Genomic DNA, 15,644 nt, shown 5'->3' with positions numbered 1-15,644 from the left:
GCTCAGTTGAGGTTGCCGAGGAAGTTGCGAACCGCCTTGTCCTGACGCTGCAGGCGGTCGGCCTCGGCGACCGTGATGTCGGGATCGGCGACGAACCAGGCCGCGGCTGGAATCTGGTAGCGCTCGATGAAAGCCTTGACGTCGGGCGAGTGGATGCCCGGCCAGCCTTCGATGTTGCCGAAGATGTAGTCCATCATCTCTGGGATGAGTGTCGCGAAATCGTCGATGTAGGGATCCCACGCGCCGTCATAGGCCGTGGCGAACAGCAGCTTGGTGTCATCCTCGAGAAAGACGAAGCGCATGTTGTGCAGCGTGCCGACCTGCCCGGCGCCATAGAGGTTCTGGTCGATCAGCGCCCAGAACTTCTTGAGGCGCTCCGCACCACCCTGCTTCAGCGGCGCGATCAGGGTCAGTTCCGACACCTGCCCGCTCTTGAGGCCGATACGTCCGGCCTTGGTCACGCGATGCGATGCCACCATCGCAGGGTCGGCGAGGCGCTTGGCAACGAACAGCTTAAGGGCGACGGAGGCATCGCTGATCGCCTCATCGATCCTCTGGCGAATGGCGGCGGGGAAGGCACTAAGGGTCATATCTTGCTCCGACTTGGTCATCATGACCTCCCTGGTTCGGGCGTAGCTCAGCGCTACTGGGCAAGACATATCTATTTTACGTTTGTAAATCAAGTGCCGTTGATGCACCGATCTGCATACCGGCTATTCCGGACCGGATCCTGGTCGCAATGCGAGAGCAATATCAGCCACTTGCGTCGCCATGTGCGCTGCCGACGAGGGCTGAAGCACCTCGCTCGACACCCACCGCACCACCAACCAGGTCACCCCCGCAGCCATGACGGTCGTCAGGTCCTCCTGGAACCTATGGGCGCGTTCGCCGGCATCGAGGGTTTCCGGCAACATGCGGGACGCCACGAATGCGATGAGCCTGTCAAAGAACGTGACGCCCGCTGCTGCCGCGAGCACCCGCTGATAGAAGGGCCGGTGCTCGGCGAGATGCACAAAGACCGGACTTGCCTGAGCGACGATGCGCCGATGCAGTTCACCGTCGCGCAACCTGGCCGCGGCGCGAGGCTCGCGAGGTCCCGGGAAGGCCTCGGCGAGCCGGACAAACGCCGCCTCCTGGGCGGCCGACAGAACGTCAGGAAAATGCTGGTAGAAAGTGGGGCGGGTCACACCGGCAGTCTCGACGACGCGAGTGATGGACAACTGCTCGATCGGCAGTTCCCCCATCAGGCTCGTCACTGCGCCGATGATACTCGCGCGCGACCGCTGGAACCTGGGATCGCCTTCTTTTCCGGAAATTAGCTCGTTCATCCAAGCAATATGGCACGTTCATTTACAAACGTAAACTTACGCTTCGCTGAGCCGCTACGACGATTCTGCTCGAAACGGCCTACTCTTTTTCAAGACCGAGATTGGTAGCCACTCGGGTTCAATGACATTGATGCGCATCGTTCTCGGCTTCCCGTGGAAGCGCTCTTAGGCGCGGGGCTCGGGAAGGGCGACCGTGAGGCTTCACCTCACGGCGTAGTGGTAACGGTAGTTGATAATTCAGAGTCTGCGTATCGGCTGACTACGTTGTCGGAACAGTCCCGCCGTCGATCACATGCTCGGTCCCGGTTATGGACGTTGCGCGATCCGACGCCAGAAATGCGATCAGGTCGGCAACCTCTTTCGGCTCGGCCGGTCGTCCCAGCGGGATACCGCCGAGCGAGTTCATAATCACCTGCACTGCCTCGTCGTAGCCGATGCCGGCTTCTTCGGCGATTCGGAGTGCGAGACCACTGGCATTCGGGCTGGAGATCCAGCCGGGCGAAACCCGTACCACTCGCACGCCCTTGGGCGAGACTTCCTTGGAAAGGCTCTTGCTATAGGTATTGAGCGCAGCCTTGGCCGACGCGTAGGCCGTCGTCGCCTCCGGTAGCGGCAGGCGGTTCTGGATCGAGGTCACATGGATGACGACGCCACTGCCCTGGGCGATCATGCTGGGGATCAGAGCGCGATCGAGCCTGACAGCGGGAAAGAAGTTGAGGTCGAACTCCTTGTTCCATTCAACATCGTCCAACGCGACGAAACCACCCGATGGCGCGGACGAGCCACCCAGAACGTTGACGAGGATGTCGAGCCCACCAAGCTCACCATCCACCGCATCGATGACAGCCTTTACCCCGGCTTGGGTGGTCAGATCGGCGGCGACGAACGCTTCACCGTCAAGATCCGCCGGCTCGTGTCGCGCTGTTGTCAGAACGTGCGCGCCTAGCTCCCGGAAGAGCGCCACCGTTGCGGCGCCGGCGCCCAAAGTACCCCCGGTGATAAGCGCCCGTCGCCCCTGCAATGTGAGGAACGGGGTCATACCGTGATTTCCAGCTCAGCAACCTTGTCGCCGGCGAGGACGAAGAAGTACTTCAGATCGACCGGGCTGCCTGGGAAGTCACCGGCGACATGAGCCATCACCTGGATCTTGTCGTTCTGAGTGGTGATGAAGAACGGCTCGATGGTGGTGGGACCGAATTTTCCGCTGTAGCCGATCTTCCACTGCCGGATGGCTTCGTGGCCGACGATGGTTTCGCCGACATCCTTGACCTTGGCGTTTTCGGTGAAGGAAGCGGCGAGTTCGTCAGGGCCTCCGTCACGGTCGGCAGCAAAATAGGCCTCAATGGCCTTGGGCAGCTTAACAGTCATTTTCAGCTCTCCAGCTCGGTCTGTGCAGCCTTGCCGGCTGCGAGGCCGATCCCTTTTGGGCCCGGCGGGGATAATCTAGGGCTGGACTAATGCCCCGATAACAGGGACAAATAGGGATGAGGAATTTCGAAAATCGGGACAATGACGCGATCTGTGCTTGCCGACCTCGACGCCGTTCTCAGCATTGCCCGCCAAGGCTCCTTTAGAGCCGCAGCGCTTGAGCTCGGCATGTCCACGACGGCCCTGAGCAATGCCATCGCCAAGCTTGAACAGCGCCTCGGCATTCGCCTGTTCAACCGAACGACGCGCAGCGTTTCGCTCACCGACGCGGGGAAGACTTTTGTCGAGCGGGTTGGGCCTGCGATGACAGATATCCACGACGCCATGCTGGCCGCTCAGTCGCTCCAGGAGACGCCGACCGGTACCTTGCGCATCAATGCATTCGCGTCGGCCGCCAGAGAAGTGATGGCACCCCTCATCCTATTGTTCCTGCGGCAATATCCTCGGGTGCATATCGATCTGGTTACCGAAGGACGACTGGTAGATATAGTTGCTGCCGGCTTCGACCTGGGCCTGAGGCCAGCAGATTTGGTGCCCAGCGACATGATAGCCTTGCCGCTCGGCCGAGAGCGCAGCAACGCTGTCGTCGCGTCACCAGATTTTCTCCGGACACATGGCAGGCCATTGGTCCCGGCGGACCTCTATCGGTTCAGGTGCATCCGTTCGCGTCTTCCCAATAACGCCCTGTTTCGGTGGCGATTTGAAAAGGATGGGAGCGCGGTTCAGATCGACGTGCAGGGCGCAATTACCCTCGACGAGTCGAGCCTTGTTAAGATAGCCGCGCAGAACGGTATTGGGCTGGGCTATGTGATGGAAGCGGACGTGCGCGATGACATTGGGGCCGGGCGCTTGGTGCGCGTCCTCGAGGATTGGACCCCTCCGTTGGCTCCGCTGGCGCTGTATTATCCGGGCCGAAAGAATCCTCCCGCAGCCTTCAGCGCCTTCATGCGTGCCGCGAGAGAGTTCGCATCTGCCAATAGTTAGTCGCTCCTGGAGCAATGGCCGCTTCGGGCCAGAAGCGGCCGTGCCGCCAGCGAAACAGCACTCGCGCGATCGCCGGGTCGTAGCGGCTGCTGGCTAGGGCAGGTCCGACAGCGCCAGGCTACCGTGATGCGCTCAACCTACCCCAGGGCCAGGTTCAGCCGGTAGCTCAACGCCTCGGCCAGATGCGGGCGGGTAACCTTGTCGGCGCCGGCGAGGTCGGCGAGGGTGCGCGCCACTTTCAGCACCCGGTGGTAGGCGCGGGCCGAGAGGTTGAAGCGCTCCGAGGCCTGCAGCAGCAAGGTCTGGCTGTCCTTGTCGGGATTGACCAGCTTTTCGATCAGCGACGGGCCGGCGGCGGCGTTGGTGAAGACATCGGGGTGGCCGGCTTCGATGTAGCGCTGGCGCTGCCGCTCGCGCGCCGTTTCGACGCGGGCGGCGACGGCGGCGGAGGGTTCGGCCGTCGCCGGGCCGATCATCTCGGCGGCCGAGACAGCGGGCACGTCGATGCGCAGATCGATGCGATCGAGGAACGGCCCGGAGACCCGACCCTGGTAGTCGAGCGCACATTGGTCGCCGCGCTTGCAGACATGGCCGGGTGTGCCGGCGAGCCCGCATTTGCAGGGGTTCATCGCCGCAATCAGCTGGAAGCGGGCAGGAAAGCTGACATGCGCGTTGGCGCGGGCGATCACCGTCTCGCCCGCTTCGAGCGGCTGGCGCAGGCTGTCGAGCACCGAGGGCGAGAACTCCGGCAACTCGTCGAGGAACAGCACGCCGTTATGGGCGAGGCTGGCTTCCCCCGGCCGGACCTTCAGGCCGCCGCCGACCAGCGCCGCCATCGAGGCCGAATGATGCGGGGCGCGGAACGGCCGGCGATCGCTGAGCGCGCCGCCTGCCAGTTCGCCGGCAATCGACTGGATCATCGACACATCGAGCAGTTCGCGCGGGTTGAGCGGCGGCAGGATCGAGGGCAGCCGCGCCGCCAGCATGGACTTTCCGGCGCCGGGCGGGCCGATCATCAGCAGGTTATGGCCACCCGCCGCCGCGACTTCCAGCGCCCGGCGCGCCACCTGCTGGCCGCGCACTTCGCTGAGATCGGGCAGCCCGGCCGGCTCGGCCCGCCGCCGCGCCACAGGGCGGCTGCAGAGCTGAAAGCCACCGAGATGGTTGACCAGCGCCAACAGCGTTGGTGGCGCGACGATCTCGAGGTCCTCACCGGCCCATGCCGCCTCCGGCCCCGAGGCCTCGGCGCAGATGATGCCCATGTCGCGCGACAGTGCGGCGATCGCTGCCGGCAGCACTCCGGCGGTCGGGGCGAGCTGGCCGTCGAGCCCGAGTTCCCCGAGCGCCAGGTAGCCTTCGAGCGCATCGGACGGGATGGCGCCGATCGCCGCCATCAGCCCGAGCGCAATCGGCAGGTCGTAATGGCTGCCCTCCTTGGGCAGGTCCGCCGGGGCGAGGTTCACGGTGATGCGCTTGGGCGGCAGGCTGAGGCCCGAGGCATAGAGCGCCGCCCGCACCCGCTCGCCCGATTCCTTCACCGCCTTGTCCGGCAGCCCGACGAGGAAGAATTTTGGCAGGCCAGGCGCAATCTGCACCTGCACATCCACCGGCACCGCCTCGATCCCCTGAAACGCCACGGTGGCGACCCGCGTGACCATCGTTATGCCCCCAACATCCGCGCGGCACGCTAGCAGGAGGTCTGCGGGCGAAGCAAGAACATTTAGGGAACAGATCGGCGATGACGGGGGTCCCGCTGGCCGCCACAGTGCCTACGGATAGTGGTTGAAGAGATTTCCGGCGTCCGGGATGTGCGCCATGATCGCATCGCTGATATCGGCAAGCTCTTCGAACGCCGTGGCCGGGATTGCCGCCTCGAGTGCCGCCGCGTTGCTTGCCACCTGCTCCCTCGTCCGGCCTCCGGCGACGACCGAATTGACGCCGACCTGGCCGAGGATCCAGCGGATCGAGAGGGTCGAAAGCGGCAGGTCGAGCTCGGCGGCGAGCCGCTTCATTTGCTCCACGCCGGCATGCACATGCGGCCAGATGTCAGCCCTGAATGGCAGGATCGAGTGACGCTGGTCACCGGCAATCAGACCCGGATCGCGGCCGAACTTGCCGGTAAGGATCCCATGACCCAGCGGGCTGTAGGCCACCACGGCGATATCGTGGGCGAGGCAGTACGGAATTGCTTCAGCTTCAGCATACCGCCACAGCAGGTTGTAGCCCAGTTGATGGACTTCGATGCTGCCGACCTCAGAAACCTGCTCCATTTGCGCAACGCTGAAGTTGCTCACCCCGACAGCACCGATCTTGCCCTGAGCGCGTGCGGTTTCGAGACCTTCCATGACCGGGCGCATGTCCCTGCCGGCACGGGGCCAGTGAATGTAGTAGAGGTCGATGAAGTCCACACTGAGCCTGTTGAGGCTGCCTTCGACTTCGGCAATTGCGGCGGCTGCCGTCAGGTCATCTGTGTGCGACTTGGATGCGAGAAAGACACTCTCCCGCTTGCCCTCAAGGAACTGGCCGAGCAGAGTTTCCGACCTGCCGTTGCCGTAGCCCGCGGCGGTATCAAAGTGCCGTATTCCCGCCAGATAGGCGGCATGCAGTGCGCCGAGCAGATCGGTGTCCGTCGCGTCTTTAGCGTACCACGAGCCGCCTTGCGCAATCGGCAGCAGGGGCAACGGATTATTGGCGAGCGGGGCAGGGCGGAGGGCGGGCGAGAGCATCGTCACGATCGGTCAGGTACTTTCGCGAATGATGAGCTCGGGATCGATCAAGGTAACCCGCGGCGGCGGTAGTTTCTCGCCAGCGGCGATCAGGTGCATCAGGCGATCGACGGCCATTTGCGAGACGGCCTGGGCGTCGTAGTTCACCGTCGACAGCGGCGGCTCTCCGAATTCGGTGAAGGCGATGTTGTCATAACCCATGATGGCGAGGTCGTCGGGAATGCGCACGCCCTGCTTGTGGCACCAGCGCAGCGCCCCCAACGCCAGCGAGTCGTTGTCGGTCAGCACCGCGGTCGGCCGCTTCGGCCCGTTCATGAGCATGTCGAGCGCGAAATAGCCGTGCCGCGCATAGTGGCCATTGGTCGGCGCGATCAGCTCCGCATCGACGCCGATGCCGGCCTCCAGCAGGGCCTGCTGATAGCCTTCGAGCTTTTCGTCATTGCCATTGGCATGCGAGGCGTCGAGAAAGCCGATCCGCTTGTGGCCCCGGCCGATCAGGTAGCGCGTCGCCTGGTAGCCGCCGCTGCGATCGTTGACGCTTACCCCGTCAATGCCAGCGTCAGGATCGGCAATCAGCAGGACGAGCGGAAAATTGGCGCTGCGTAACGGCCTGAGGTGTTCGAGGTCGCGATGCCGCGCCGGGTAGATCAGGATGCCATCCACCTGGCGGGAGCGGAACATGTCGACGACCCGGATTTCCTCCTCGAGCGTGTTGTTCGAGGTGGCGAACAGCGTGCCGTAACCCCTCTCCGCCAGCGCGATCTCGACCGACTGGGCGGTCTGCGTCAGCGTCGGGTTGAGAATGTCGGTCAGCACCAGGCCAATGGTGCGGGTCGCTCGGCTCACCAGCGACTGCGCCACGTGGTTGGGAACGTAGCGCAGCTCAAGCGCCGCCGACTGGATCTTGTTCCGGGTTTCGACGGGAATTCGCTCGCTGTTGCGCAGCGCCAGAGACACGGTGTTCAGTGAAAACCCGGTGCGCGCAGCAATGTCACGTAACCGCACGATCCCCTTACCCAAGTTCGGCACCCGATTCTTGCACCGGCGATACTTCGCCCGTCGCTATGCAACACCGATAGCATGCCGGTGTCGCGCTGGTCACCGTGGCTCGATCGTCCATGGGAACGGACATCGCGATCAGGCGATCGCTCCCGTTTCCTGCAGCCGGCGGATCGCCTGAAGCTGCAGGCTGTCCTCGGCCATCTCCATCAGTTCGATCCGGTTGCCGTCCGGGTCTTCCAGCCAAGCCTGCCGGTTGCCGTCGATCGCTGTCTTGAGCGGCAACAGCAGCTCGAGCCCAGCGGCCGCCACTTGCGCCAGCGTATCGTCGATGTTCTCAACGGTAAGGCACATATGGTTCATGCCGTTGGCGTTCCAGCCCGGTGCACGATCGTTTTCGGCTCCCGGGAAAACTTCGAGATATTGTGCGTCGGTGATCCGCAGATAGACCAGCCAGACGCTTCCGTCGTCCTTGTGGAGCCGCAGCATCTCGGGAAAGCCGAGCTTGTTGATGTAGTAGTCGAGCGAGCGATCGAGGTCGGTGACCTTGATCGCCACATGGCCGACGCCATTGATTCCGTGCATGATTTTTCTCCCCCTCAAGCGACTTTGTCGATCCGGCTGAAACCGATCGTCCGCGCAATTTGTATGAACGCTAATACGAATGGATCATCCAAACCATGGGGGCCTGTCAATCAGCATTTCTTCGCCGCCAGACCGCTCTCGTGTCGGCCCTTCAGAGGAACGTACGGGTAAGATATTGATATTACTTAATATTCAAGGTGATTGTTCCGGCGCATGTCGCCAAGTTTCGTCGTGCGCCACGATCGTTCCCACCCGAGGGAACCTACTCTCCTCAGATTATTGACCATTGACGAGATCGGCAGCGCGTATCTAGATTAGCGATAATACGACCTCAGCGGTCAGGGAGGCGGCACCACGGTCCAGAGGCCGGGTGGCGCTGCAGGGAGGGAAGCATGGCCTTTCGGTGGAGCCGAATGTCGCCGCAGCTCGCGCTGACACCGGCGGTGGCGATAACGGTCGTCGCCTTCATCGGTTCGATCCTGTGGACGATCTATGTCTCGTTCACCTCATCAAAGGCTTTTGCTACCTACGGCATCGATTTTTCCGACTGGGCCCGCCAATACGAACGGCTGTTCAAGGACAAAGGCTGGACCATTGCGCTCAAGAACATGCTGGTGCTCGGCATCGGCAGTTTTCTGGCCATCGTCTTCGGGTTCATTCTTGCTGCCCTGATCGATCGCGAGAAGCGCGGCGAGGGCTTTTTCCGGACGGTGTTCCTCTATCCGCTGGCGGTCTCGCTGATCGTCACCGGCGTGGCGTGGCGCTGGATGTTCAACCCCAGCTTTGGCCTGCAGGGTGCGCTGCATTCCATCGGCCTCACCTTCATCAGCTTCGATTGGCTCTCCAAGCCCGAGACCGCCATGTATGGCATCATCCTCGCCTCGGTCTGGCAGGGGGCCGGCTTCTACATGGCGCTGATGCTCTCGGGCCTCAAATCCATCAACACCGAGATCTGGAGCGCTGCCCGTCTCGATGGGGTCAGCTTCTGGCGGCTCTACGCCGAGATCATCATCCCGATGATGAAGTTTACCTTCCTCACCTGCGCAATTCTGCTCTCGCTGGGCGTGGTCAAGGCCTACGACATCGTCGTGGCCATGACCAATGGCGGGCCGGGGCAGGCCACCTGGGTGCCGGGCTACTTCACCATCAACGCCTACTGGGTGAAGTCCAACCTCGCCTATGCCTCCGCCGCCGCCGCTCTGATGCTGGGCATCACGGCGCTGATCTTCCTGCCGCTGGTGCTGCTCACCGCCTGGCGCGAACGGGCGAGGACGTCATGAGCACGGGTCTCCTATCGGGCGACGCCCGCGTCGAGGCCGCGCCGCGGTTCCCCCGCAAGCGTAAGGGAATCTCGGGGCGCTCAATCGCCATCCTGGTTTTCCTGAGCATCTGCGCTGCCTTCTTCTGCGTGCCGCTCTATGTCATCGTCACCACCTCCTTCAAGACGATGGAACAGATCCGCGAAGGCGCGATCTTCTCGCTGCCCTCGCCCATCACCTTCGAGCCCTGGGTCAACGCCTGGGATCATGCCTGCTCCGGCATCCGCTGCGAGGGTCTCAAGGTCGGCTTCTGGAACTCGGTGGCGATCCTTTTCCCCAGCCTGGTGCTGTCGCTGACGCTGTCGTCGATCACCGGCTACGCGCTGGCGCTGTGGAAGGTGCGCTGGGCCGGCACCTTTCTTTTCATCCTCTTCATCTGCGCTTTCGTGCCGTTCCAGATCATCATGATCCCGCTCATCATTCTGAGCTCGGGCCTCAAGGTCTACGGCACCATCTGGGGCATCGCCATCATCCACGCGGTGCTCTCCATGCCCTTCCTGACGCTGGTCTTCCGCAACTACTACAAGGGCATTCCGCAGGAGATCATGAGCGCCGCGATGATGGACTCCGGCTCCTTCTGGCGCGTCTTCGGCGAGATCATCGTGCCCATGAGCGGCAACATCTTCATCGTCGTTTTGATCCTGCAGGTCACTTCGATCTGGAACGACTTCCTGCTCGGCCTGACCTTTGGCGGCCTCGGTACCCAGCCGATGAGTGTCGTACTCGCCAATGTGGTCATCACCACCACCGGCGAGGCGGCCTACAACGAGAACATGGCGGCAGCGCTGCTCACCGCCATTCCGCCCCTCGTCATCTACTTCATTCTCGGCAAGTTCTTCGTCCAAGGCATCACTGCCGGCGCAATCAAGGGGTAAGCGGGCATGCCACGGGTCATCTTCGAAGACATCATCAAGAGCTACGGAAAGCTGACGGTTCTCAAGAACCTCGATCTGGCCATCGACGACGGCGAGTTCCTTGTGCTGCTCGGCCCCTCGGGTTGCGGCAAGACCACCCTGCTCAATCTGCTGGCCGGGCTGCTCGACGTCACTGCGGGCCGGATTACCATCGGCGACCGCGACGTCACCGACCTCGACCCCAAGGACCGTGGTCTCGCCATGGTCTTCCAGTCCTACGCGCTCTATCCCACCAAGACCGTGCGCGGAAACTTGAAGTTTGGCTTGGCTGCTCACAAGCTGCCAGCTGCCGAGATCGAGCAACGCATCGCCTGGGCCGCCCGCTTGTTGCAGATCGAGCCGCTGCTCGATCGCAAGCCGGCCCAACTCTCGGGCGGCCAGCGCCAACGCGTCGCCATCGGCCGGGCGCTGGTCAAGAAGGTCGGCGTGTTCCTCTTCGACGAACCGCTCTCCAATCTTGATGCAAAGCTGCGCACCGAGATGCGGCTCGAGATCAAAAAACTCCATGACGAGCTTAGGTCGACCATCGTCTACGTGACGCACGACCAGATCGAGGCCATGACCATGGCGACGCGCATCGCCGTCATGGATGCCGGCGTCATCCAGCAGTTCGGAACGCCCGACGAGATCTACGGCCGCCCGGCAAATCTGTTCGTCGCCGGCTTCATCGGCTCACCCGCCATGAATCTGCGCCCCGCCACCCTTTCGGTGGCCGGCGGCAGGGTTGCCGCGCGCGCCGCCGGCGTCGACCTCGACGTCAGCCACTATGGTTTTCTCACCTCGCCGCGCGATGGCCAGAGCGTCGTCATCGGCTTGCGCCCGGAACATTTCGGCGAGCCCGACGCGGCCGTGACCGATCCTGCTGGAAATTTCTCGCTGCCCGTCCAGCACAGCGAAAAAACCGGCAGCGACGCCACCGCCTATCTCAAATTCGGCGAGGGCCTGATCGCCACCCGTGTCGACCCCGAGCAGATCGGCCGCTTCAAGCAGGGCGATACGGTCAACATTTCCTTCCCGCAGGGGAAGCTGCACGTCTTCGACGCCCAGAGCGGGCGCCGACTCTAGGTCGAGCATCGCACCCCGATCTTGTTGAGGGTGGCGGTGATCGATGCGGCGACCCGCCGAAAGGTAATGGGACGCCAATGCCCGGGCTCACCGGCCCGGCCTACCCAGGTTCTTCCGGGGTAACGGGCGGACCGCACGCGAGCCTTGGAGGAAGGGGAGCCGTGTCAGCGGCCGTTCTGATGAAGGGCTTGGGCGTGACCGATGGCCGGATCTTCCGGCAGGCCCTGCCGCAAGACAGGGACGTGAAACGTCGACTCGCCGAAGGCGAGCCAAAAGGGAGAGACACGAATGCGTATGAAATCATTGGCGACCATGGCAGCCACACTGCTGCTCAGCGCCGCGCCGCTCGCTGCCACCGCCGAAGAATTGATCGTCTATCACGGCTGGTCGTCCAAGGCCGAAGTCGCGGCCCTCAACATCCTCCAGGCTGCCCTTAACGAAAAGGGCCACACCTGGAAGGATCTGGCGATTCCGCACAACTCCGGCGTTAACGTCTCCATCGTCAACATGGTGACTGGTGGCGATCCGCCGAACGCCTTCGTCACCTCCGATCCGCATATCTTCCGCGACCTCGCCGGTCTCGGCCTCGAGCGAGACCTGACCGACTACTACAAGCAAATCGGCGCGGCCGACAATTTCTTCCCGATCGTGCAGGAACTCTCCACGGTCGACGGCAAGATGGTGAAGGTGCCGCTCTTCCTCCACATCGACGGCATGGTCTACTGGAACATGGACGTCGCCAAAAAAGCCGGTGTCGATCCGACAGCCTGGAAGAGCGTCGACGACATGATCGCCGACTTCCCCAAAGTCAAAGCCGCTGGCTTCGTGCCTGCCGCCGTCGGTGGGCAAGCCTTCCAGGTCGGATATCTGTTCCATGCCATGGTCGCTGCCATAGCCGGGCCGGACATCTACGACCGCATCTATTCGGAAACCCCCGACCCGACCGCCTTCGATACGCCCGAAGTGCGCAAGGCCATCGAAGTCGTACGGGCCTTCTCCAACGAAGCCACCCCCGAAAGCGAGAATCGTCCCTGGAACGAGACCACCAATACGGTGATCGCCGGCCAGGCCCTGTTCCACATCATGGGCGACTGGATGAAGGGCGAATGGCTCGCCGCCGGCAAGGTCCCGGGGGTCGACTTCGGCTGTGAAGTCATTCCCGGCGCGCTCGCCGTTCCGGTGACCTCCGACGCCATGGGCATCCTCGGCGGCCAGCCGCCGGAAAAGGACAAGGCCGAACTCGACCTCGTCGCTGCCTTCGTCGACCCGATCGTCTCGGCCAAGGCCAATCAGCAGAAGGGTTCGACCAGCCCGCGTGCCGACGCTCCGACCGAGTTCCGCGATGCTTGCAACCAGGTGGCCATGGACGCCATGAACAAGCCAGACGGCGCGGTGAAGAACCCCTTCAACGTCATCACCGGCGACTGGAACAACGGCATCTGGACGGCGATGTACAACTTCTGGAGTGACAAGAATCAGACGACGGACGATGCCGTCGCTGCCCTCAAGGACGCGTACGACCTGACGTTCAACTGACCGCGGGGCCGGCGGGGAGAACTCCCAACTCCCTGCCGGTCCTCCCTGTTTCGACCGGCGCTCCGGCGCCCCAAGGTCCGCCGGCCAGCGTCAACAGCTGGGCCCCGGCAGCCGGCGCTTCGCCTGTGTGGCCTACCCGATGCGTAAGGCGGCCTGAGCCTCGCGCCCCAAGATTTGGAGAACAACGTGCAGCCTTTCACCAGCCTCGGTCACGTCAACCTCAAGACCAACGATCTTCAGGCCTCGATCGACTTCTATGCCAAACTCGGCTTTCCCGAATTCTTGCGCCTGACCCAAGCCGACGGCCGCACCTGGATCGTCTACCTGCGCATCACCGATGAGCTCTATATCGAGCTGCTGCCGGGGGGCACCGGCCGCGCCGGTGACCAGCAGGCCGCCGGCCTCAATCACCTCTGCCTGACCACGCCGAACATCGAGGACACAGCCGCGCACCTGGCGAGCGTCGGCGTTCCTCTCGTTTCGCCGCTTGATCCCACCAGACGGGGTGTGGACGGCAATCGCGGCATGTGGATTGTCGATCCTGACGGCAATCGGATCGAAATCATGGAGATGGCTCCCAGCTGCGATCAGTATGCTGCGATCAACACCTTCCGCGACACGGGCCGGGCCACCACGCTGTCCCGTCCCATCTAGGGCATTTCACCGCTGAAAGCGCTCTAGCAACAGGTTTGGCCGCGGCGTTGCTGGAAGACTACATCATCGTCCGAGTGGGAAGGCCGATCAGCCGATGACCCCGCGGGCTGCAGCTGCAAGGAAACCAAGTGAGCAAACGCATAGTATTCACCGGCGGCAGTGGGAAGGCCGGGCGGCATGCCGTTGCCTATCTTCTTGCCCAGGGTCACAGCGTCTTCAACCTGGACCTCAAGCCGCTCGACATCGAAGGCGTCAACACGCTCAACGCCGATCTCACGGATAGCGGCCAGGTGTTCAACGCGCTTTCGATGCATTTCGACTTCGATGGCTTCAGGACCGGAAGGGGGCCAGCTCCGGTCGATGCCGTCGTTCACTTCGGTGCTGTTCCCCGTGTGCTGCTGCAGCCCGACAACGAGACGTTCAAGGCCAATGTCGTTTCGACGTACAATGTGATCGAGGCTGCGACCAAGCTCGGGATCAGGAAGATCGTCATCGCTTCGAGCGAGACCACCTATGGCGTATGCTTTGCAGAAGGCGACCGGGACTACCACTCGTTCCCGCTCGAGGAAGACTACGACATCGACCCGATGGACAGCTATGGCCTTTCCAAGCTGGTCAACGAGAAGACCGCGCGCGCCTTTGCCGCGCGCACCGGCGCCGACATCTACGCCCTGCGCATCGGCAACGTGATGTCGCCAGAAGACTACGCGAACTTCCCCGGTTATCTCGCCAATCCACCATCGCGCAAACGCAATGCCTGGAGCTATATCGACGCGCGCGACCTCGGCCAGATCGTCGATCTCTGCATTGGCAAGGATGGGTTGGGGTTTCAGGTCTTCAACGCGGTCAATGACGAGATCGTCGCCAACGAGCCGACAGAGACCATATTGCGCAAGTACGCGCCGAACACGCCGATCACACGCCCGATGGGCGAGCGCGAAGCCCCCCTCTCGAACCGCAAGATCCGCACCATTCTCGGGTTCAAGGAACAGCACAACTGGCGCAAGTATCTCCCAAGGGCCTGAACCGCCCAGGTGCCAGATCACCAGGCGGTCCTGCCCTCATGGGAGACGCCAGCGGCTGGGCGGGCCAGCGGCGCCCTGATGCACACTCAAGCCAGTATTGTAATCTGCCTAGAGTGGCGTCGACCGACTATCAGTACGCAGCGCTTGCCATGGACGTCTGTCTGCGGTCGGCGGGCTACTAGGAGGCGCTCCATTTCAGCCGGCTGTGCAGGCTGGCCGCAGCAGGTTACGAACTGGGCTTGACCATTCCTCACTCGCGACCTGCTCAGCAGGAGGTCTGCTAGCGCTGGAAGTTTCACACCTCGGCCGGCAGCGAGAGACCTTCGCGCGCCATGGCTCGCTGCACCGCGGGCCGCTGCAGCGTCAGCTGTGCATGCCTGGTCCAGGCCGGGTAGCGATCTCGCATCGAAAAGCCGATCGAGCTGCCCCATCGATACAGCACCAGCAAAAACGGGTCGACGATCGAGAAGCGCTCCCCGACGCTCCACGTGGGGGTGTCGGCAAGGGCCCGTTCGATGTCCTGACTGGCAGCCTCGACGATCCGGTTTCCCTGCGCCGCCAGCGCTGCGGCATGCCGGGGATCCGGGTCGAACCGCTCCGGCCGCCAGATCAGCCCATAGCCTACGCTGTGCACCCAGCCGCTGAGCCAGGCCAGCCACTCGGTGATACGCGCCTCGAGCAATGGATCCCCCGCCTGGCCAAGTGCGTGCTCCGGATAGCGGCTCGCCAGGTAGCGAAGGATCGCCGGGAGCTCGGTGAGGACCCTCGCTTCGCCGGGAATGCGCAGCGCCGGGACGCGGCCCTTGGGATTAATCGAGAGGTATGGCTCGCCCTGCGTGTCGCGGTTGGCGACCGATACCGCGAACAGTTCGAACTCGGCTCCCACCTGTTCGAGAATGATATGGACGGCCATCGAGCAGGCGCCCGGGGAGTAGAACAGCTGGTACATTGTTTGCATGCCTTCGCGCCCCTGGGGCCGCTTGCGTTCGATCTCCAGCCAAGGGTCGATGAACCCGCCTCCAAGCTCAAACCATTGTTTTGCCACCGCAGCCATTAGTGATACTAATGGCCGATGGTCGGA

16 protein-coding genes are annotated in these 15,644 nt (G+C 63.0%); 7 read left to right on the top strand and 9 right to left on the bottom strand.

Going from position 1 to position 15,644, the window contains the following annotated elements; genetic code table 11:
• Nucleotides 1–2: 2 nt before the first annotated feature.
• The 4 genes from ACSQ23_RS06240 to ACSQ23_RS06225 form a co-directional block, all read right to left on the bottom strand.
• A complete protein-coding gene (locus ACSQ23_RS06240; RefSeq protein WP_436090077.1) occupies nt 3–590 on the bottom strand; it encodes a hypothetical protein in 588 nt (195 codons plus the stop codon).
• 123 nt (nt 591–713) lie between these two features.
• Nucleotides 714–1,328, bottom strand: coding sequence for a TetR/AcrR family transcriptional regulator (locus ACSQ23_RS06235; RefSeq protein WP_436090076.1), 615 nt, complete (start codon nt 1,326–1,328; stop codon nt 714–716).
• A gap of 259 nt (nt 1,329–1,587) precedes the next feature.
• Entirely contained in the window at nt 1,588–2,367 is a 780-nt protein-coding gene (locus ACSQ23_RS06230; protein WP_436090075.1) for an SDR family oxidoreductase, read from the bottom strand.
• On the bottom strand, nt 2,364–2,696 hold the full coding sequence (locus ACSQ23_RS06225) for a nuclear transport factor 2 family protein (protein WP_436090074.1): 333 nt from the start codon (nt 2,694–2,696) through the stop codon (nt 2,364–2,366). Before ACSQ23_RS06225 ends, ACSQ23_RS06230 begins: the two co-directional genes overlap by 4 nt.
• A 141-nt stretch (nt 2,697–2,837) precedes the next feature.
• On the opposite strand from ACSQ23_RS06225, the gene ACSQ23_RS06220 reads away from it, so the two are divergent.
• Nucleotides 2,838–3,740 carry a LysR substrate-binding domain-containing protein gene (locus ACSQ23_RS06220; RefSeq protein WP_055994417.1) on the top strand — a complete coding sequence of 301 codons (903 nt, stop codon included), beginning with the start codon at nt 2,838–2,840 and terminating at the stop codon, nt 3,738–3,740.
• Nucleotides 3,741–3,877: 137 nt separating this feature from the next.
• Here ACSQ23_RS06220 and ACSQ23_RS06215 read toward each other — a convergent pair whose 3' ends face one another.
• The 4 genes from ACSQ23_RS06215 to ACSQ23_RS06200 form a co-directional block, all read right to left on the bottom strand.
• Nucleotides 3,878–5,398 (bottom strand): YifB family Mg chelatase-like AAA ATPase, encoded by a 1,521-nt coding sequence (locus tag ACSQ23_RS06215; RefSeq protein WP_055994420.1) that lies wholly within the window; start codon nt 5,396–5,398, stop codon nt 3,878–3,880.
• Nucleotides 5,399–5,509: 111 nt separating this feature from the next.
• On the bottom strand, nt 5,510–6,466 hold the full coding sequence (locus ACSQ23_RS06210) for an aldo/keto reductase (RefSeq protein WP_055994422.1): 957 nt from the start codon (nt 6,464–6,466) through the stop codon (nt 5,510–5,512).
• Nucleotides 6,467–6,478: 12 nt separating this feature from the next.
• Complete coding sequence (locus tag ACSQ23_RS06205) at nt 6,479–7,471, bottom strand: LacI family DNA-binding transcriptional regulator (protein ID WP_244488383.1); 993 nt, start codon at nt 7,469–7,471, stop codon at nt 6,479–6,481.
• Between the two features lie 132 nt (nt 7,472–7,603).
• Nucleotides 7,604–8,050, bottom strand: a complete 447-nt coding sequence (locus ACSQ23_RS06200; protein WP_055874056.1) for a VOC family protein — start codon at nt 8,048–8,050, stop codon at nt 7,604–7,606.
• A gap of 413 nt (nt 8,051–8,463) precedes the next feature.
• On the opposite strand from ACSQ23_RS06200, the gene ACSQ23_RS06195 reads away from it, so the two are divergent.
• The 6 genes from ACSQ23_RS06195 to ACSQ23_RS06170 all read left to right on the top strand — a co-directional run bounded on the left by ACSQ23_RS06195 (nt 8,464) and on the right by ACSQ23_RS06170 (nt 14,563).
• Nucleotides 8,464–9,330, top strand: coding sequence for a carbohydrate ABC transporter permease (locus ACSQ23_RS06195; protein WP_244488384.1), 867 nt, complete (start codon nt 8,464–8,466; stop codon nt 9,328–9,330).
• Entirely contained in the window at nt 9,327–10,244 is a 918-nt protein-coding gene (locus tag ACSQ23_RS06190; protein ID WP_436090073.1) for a carbohydrate ABC transporter permease, read from the top strand. The genes ACSQ23_RS06195 and ACSQ23_RS06190 overlap by 4 nt, the downstream gene beginning before the upstream one ends.
• A gap of 6 nt (nt 10,245–10,250) precedes the next feature.
• A complete protein-coding gene (locus ACSQ23_RS06185) occupies nt 10,251–11,348 on the top strand; it encodes an ABC transporter ATP-binding protein (protein ID WP_436090072.1) in 1,098 nt (365 codons plus the stop codon).
• Nucleotides 11,349–11,636: 288 nt separating this feature from the next.
• Entirely contained in the window at nt 11,637–12,884 is a 1,248-nt protein-coding gene (locus ACSQ23_RS06180; RefSeq protein ID WP_436090071.1) for an ABC transporter substrate-binding protein, read from the top strand.
• A gap of 186 nt (nt 12,885–13,070) precedes the next feature.
• Entirely contained in the window at nt 13,071–13,538 is a 468-nt protein-coding gene (locus ACSQ23_RS06175; protein ID WP_436090070.1) for a VOC family protein, read from the top strand.
• A 128-nt stretch (nt 13,539–13,666) separates the two neighbouring features.
• The gene (locus tag ACSQ23_RS06170) at nt 13,667–14,563 is read left to right on the top strand and encodes an NAD-dependent epimerase/dehydratase family protein (protein WP_436090069.1); all 897 of its coding nucleotides are present in this window, start codon (nt 13,667–13,669) and stop codon (nt 14,561–14,563) included.
• A 295-nt stretch (nt 14,564–14,858) separates the two neighbouring features.
• On the opposite strand, the gene ACSQ23_RS06165 is transcribed toward ACSQ23_RS06170, so the two are convergent.
• Nucleotides 14,859–15,617: a glutathione S-transferase family protein gene (locus ACSQ23_RS06165; RefSeq protein ID WP_436090068.1), complete on the bottom strand. Its 759-nt coding sequence runs from the start codon at nt 15,615–15,617 to the stop codon at nt 14,859–14,861.
• Between the last annotated feature and the right edge of the window lie 27 nt (nt 15,618–15,644).

The sequence above is a fragment of the Devosia sp. LjRoot16 genome (assembly GCF_964252795.1).
In the GTDB taxonomy this organism is placed as follows: domain Bacteria; phylum Pseudomonadota; class Alphaproteobacteria; order Rhizobiales; family Devosiaceae; genus Devosia_A.
This window is presented reverse-complemented; position numbering and strand designations above follow the sequence as displayed.

Excerpts from the sequence above, each read along its gene's own strand:
- ACSQ23_RS06240 (WP_436090077.1), bottom strand. The coding sequence starts at position 590 with ATGACCCTTAGTGCCTTCCCCGCCGCCATTCGCCAGAGGATCGATGAG.
- ACSQ23_RS06235 (WP_436090076.1), bottom strand. The coding sequence starts at position 1,328 with ATGAACGAGCTAATTTCCGGAAAAGAAGGCGATCCCAGGTTCCAGCGG.
- ACSQ23_RS06230 (WP_436090075.1), bottom strand. The coding sequence starts at position 2,367 with ATGACCCCGTTCCTCACATTGCAGGGGCGACGGGCGCTTATCACCGGG.
- ACSQ23_RS06225 (WP_436090074.1), bottom strand. The coding sequence starts at position 2,696 with ATGACTGTTAAGCTGCCCAAGGCCATTGAGGCCTATTTTGCTGCCGAC.
- ACSQ23_RS06220 (WP_055994417.1), top strand. The coding sequence starts at position 2,838 with ATGACGCGATCTGTGCTTGCCGACCTCGACGCCGTTCTCAGCATTGCC.
- ACSQ23_RS06215 (WP_055994420.1), bottom strand. The coding sequence starts at position 5,398 with ATGGTCACGCGGGTCGCCACCGTGGCGTTTCAGGGGATCGAGGCGGTG.
- ACSQ23_RS06210 (WP_055994422.1), bottom strand. The coding sequence starts at position 6,466 with ATGCTCTCGCCCGCCCTCCGCCCTGCCCCGCTCGCCAATAATCCGTTG.
- ACSQ23_RS06200 (WP_055874056.1), bottom strand. The coding sequence starts at position 8,050 with ATGCACGGAATCAATGGCGTCGGCCATGTGGCGATCAAGGTCACCGAC.
- ACSQ23_RS06195 (WP_244488384.1), top strand. The coding sequence starts at position 8,464 with ATGTCGCCGCAGCTCGCGCTGACACCGGCGGTGGCGATAACGGTCGTC.
- ACSQ23_RS06190 (WP_436090073.1), top strand. The coding sequence starts at position 9,327 with ATGAGCACGGGTCTCCTATCGGGCGACGCCCGCGTCGAGGCCGCGCCG.
- ACSQ23_RS06185 (WP_436090072.1), top strand. The coding sequence starts at position 10,251 with ATGCCACGGGTCATCTTCGAAGACATCATCAAGAGCTACGGAAAGCTG.
- ACSQ23_RS06180 (WP_436090071.1), top strand. The coding sequence starts at position 11,637 with ATGCGTATGAAATCATTGGCGACCATGGCAGCCACACTGCTGCTCAGC.
- ACSQ23_RS06165 (WP_436090068.1), bottom strand. The coding sequence starts at position 15,617 with ATGGCTGCGGTGGCAAAACAATGGTTTGAGCTTGGAGGCGGGTTCATC.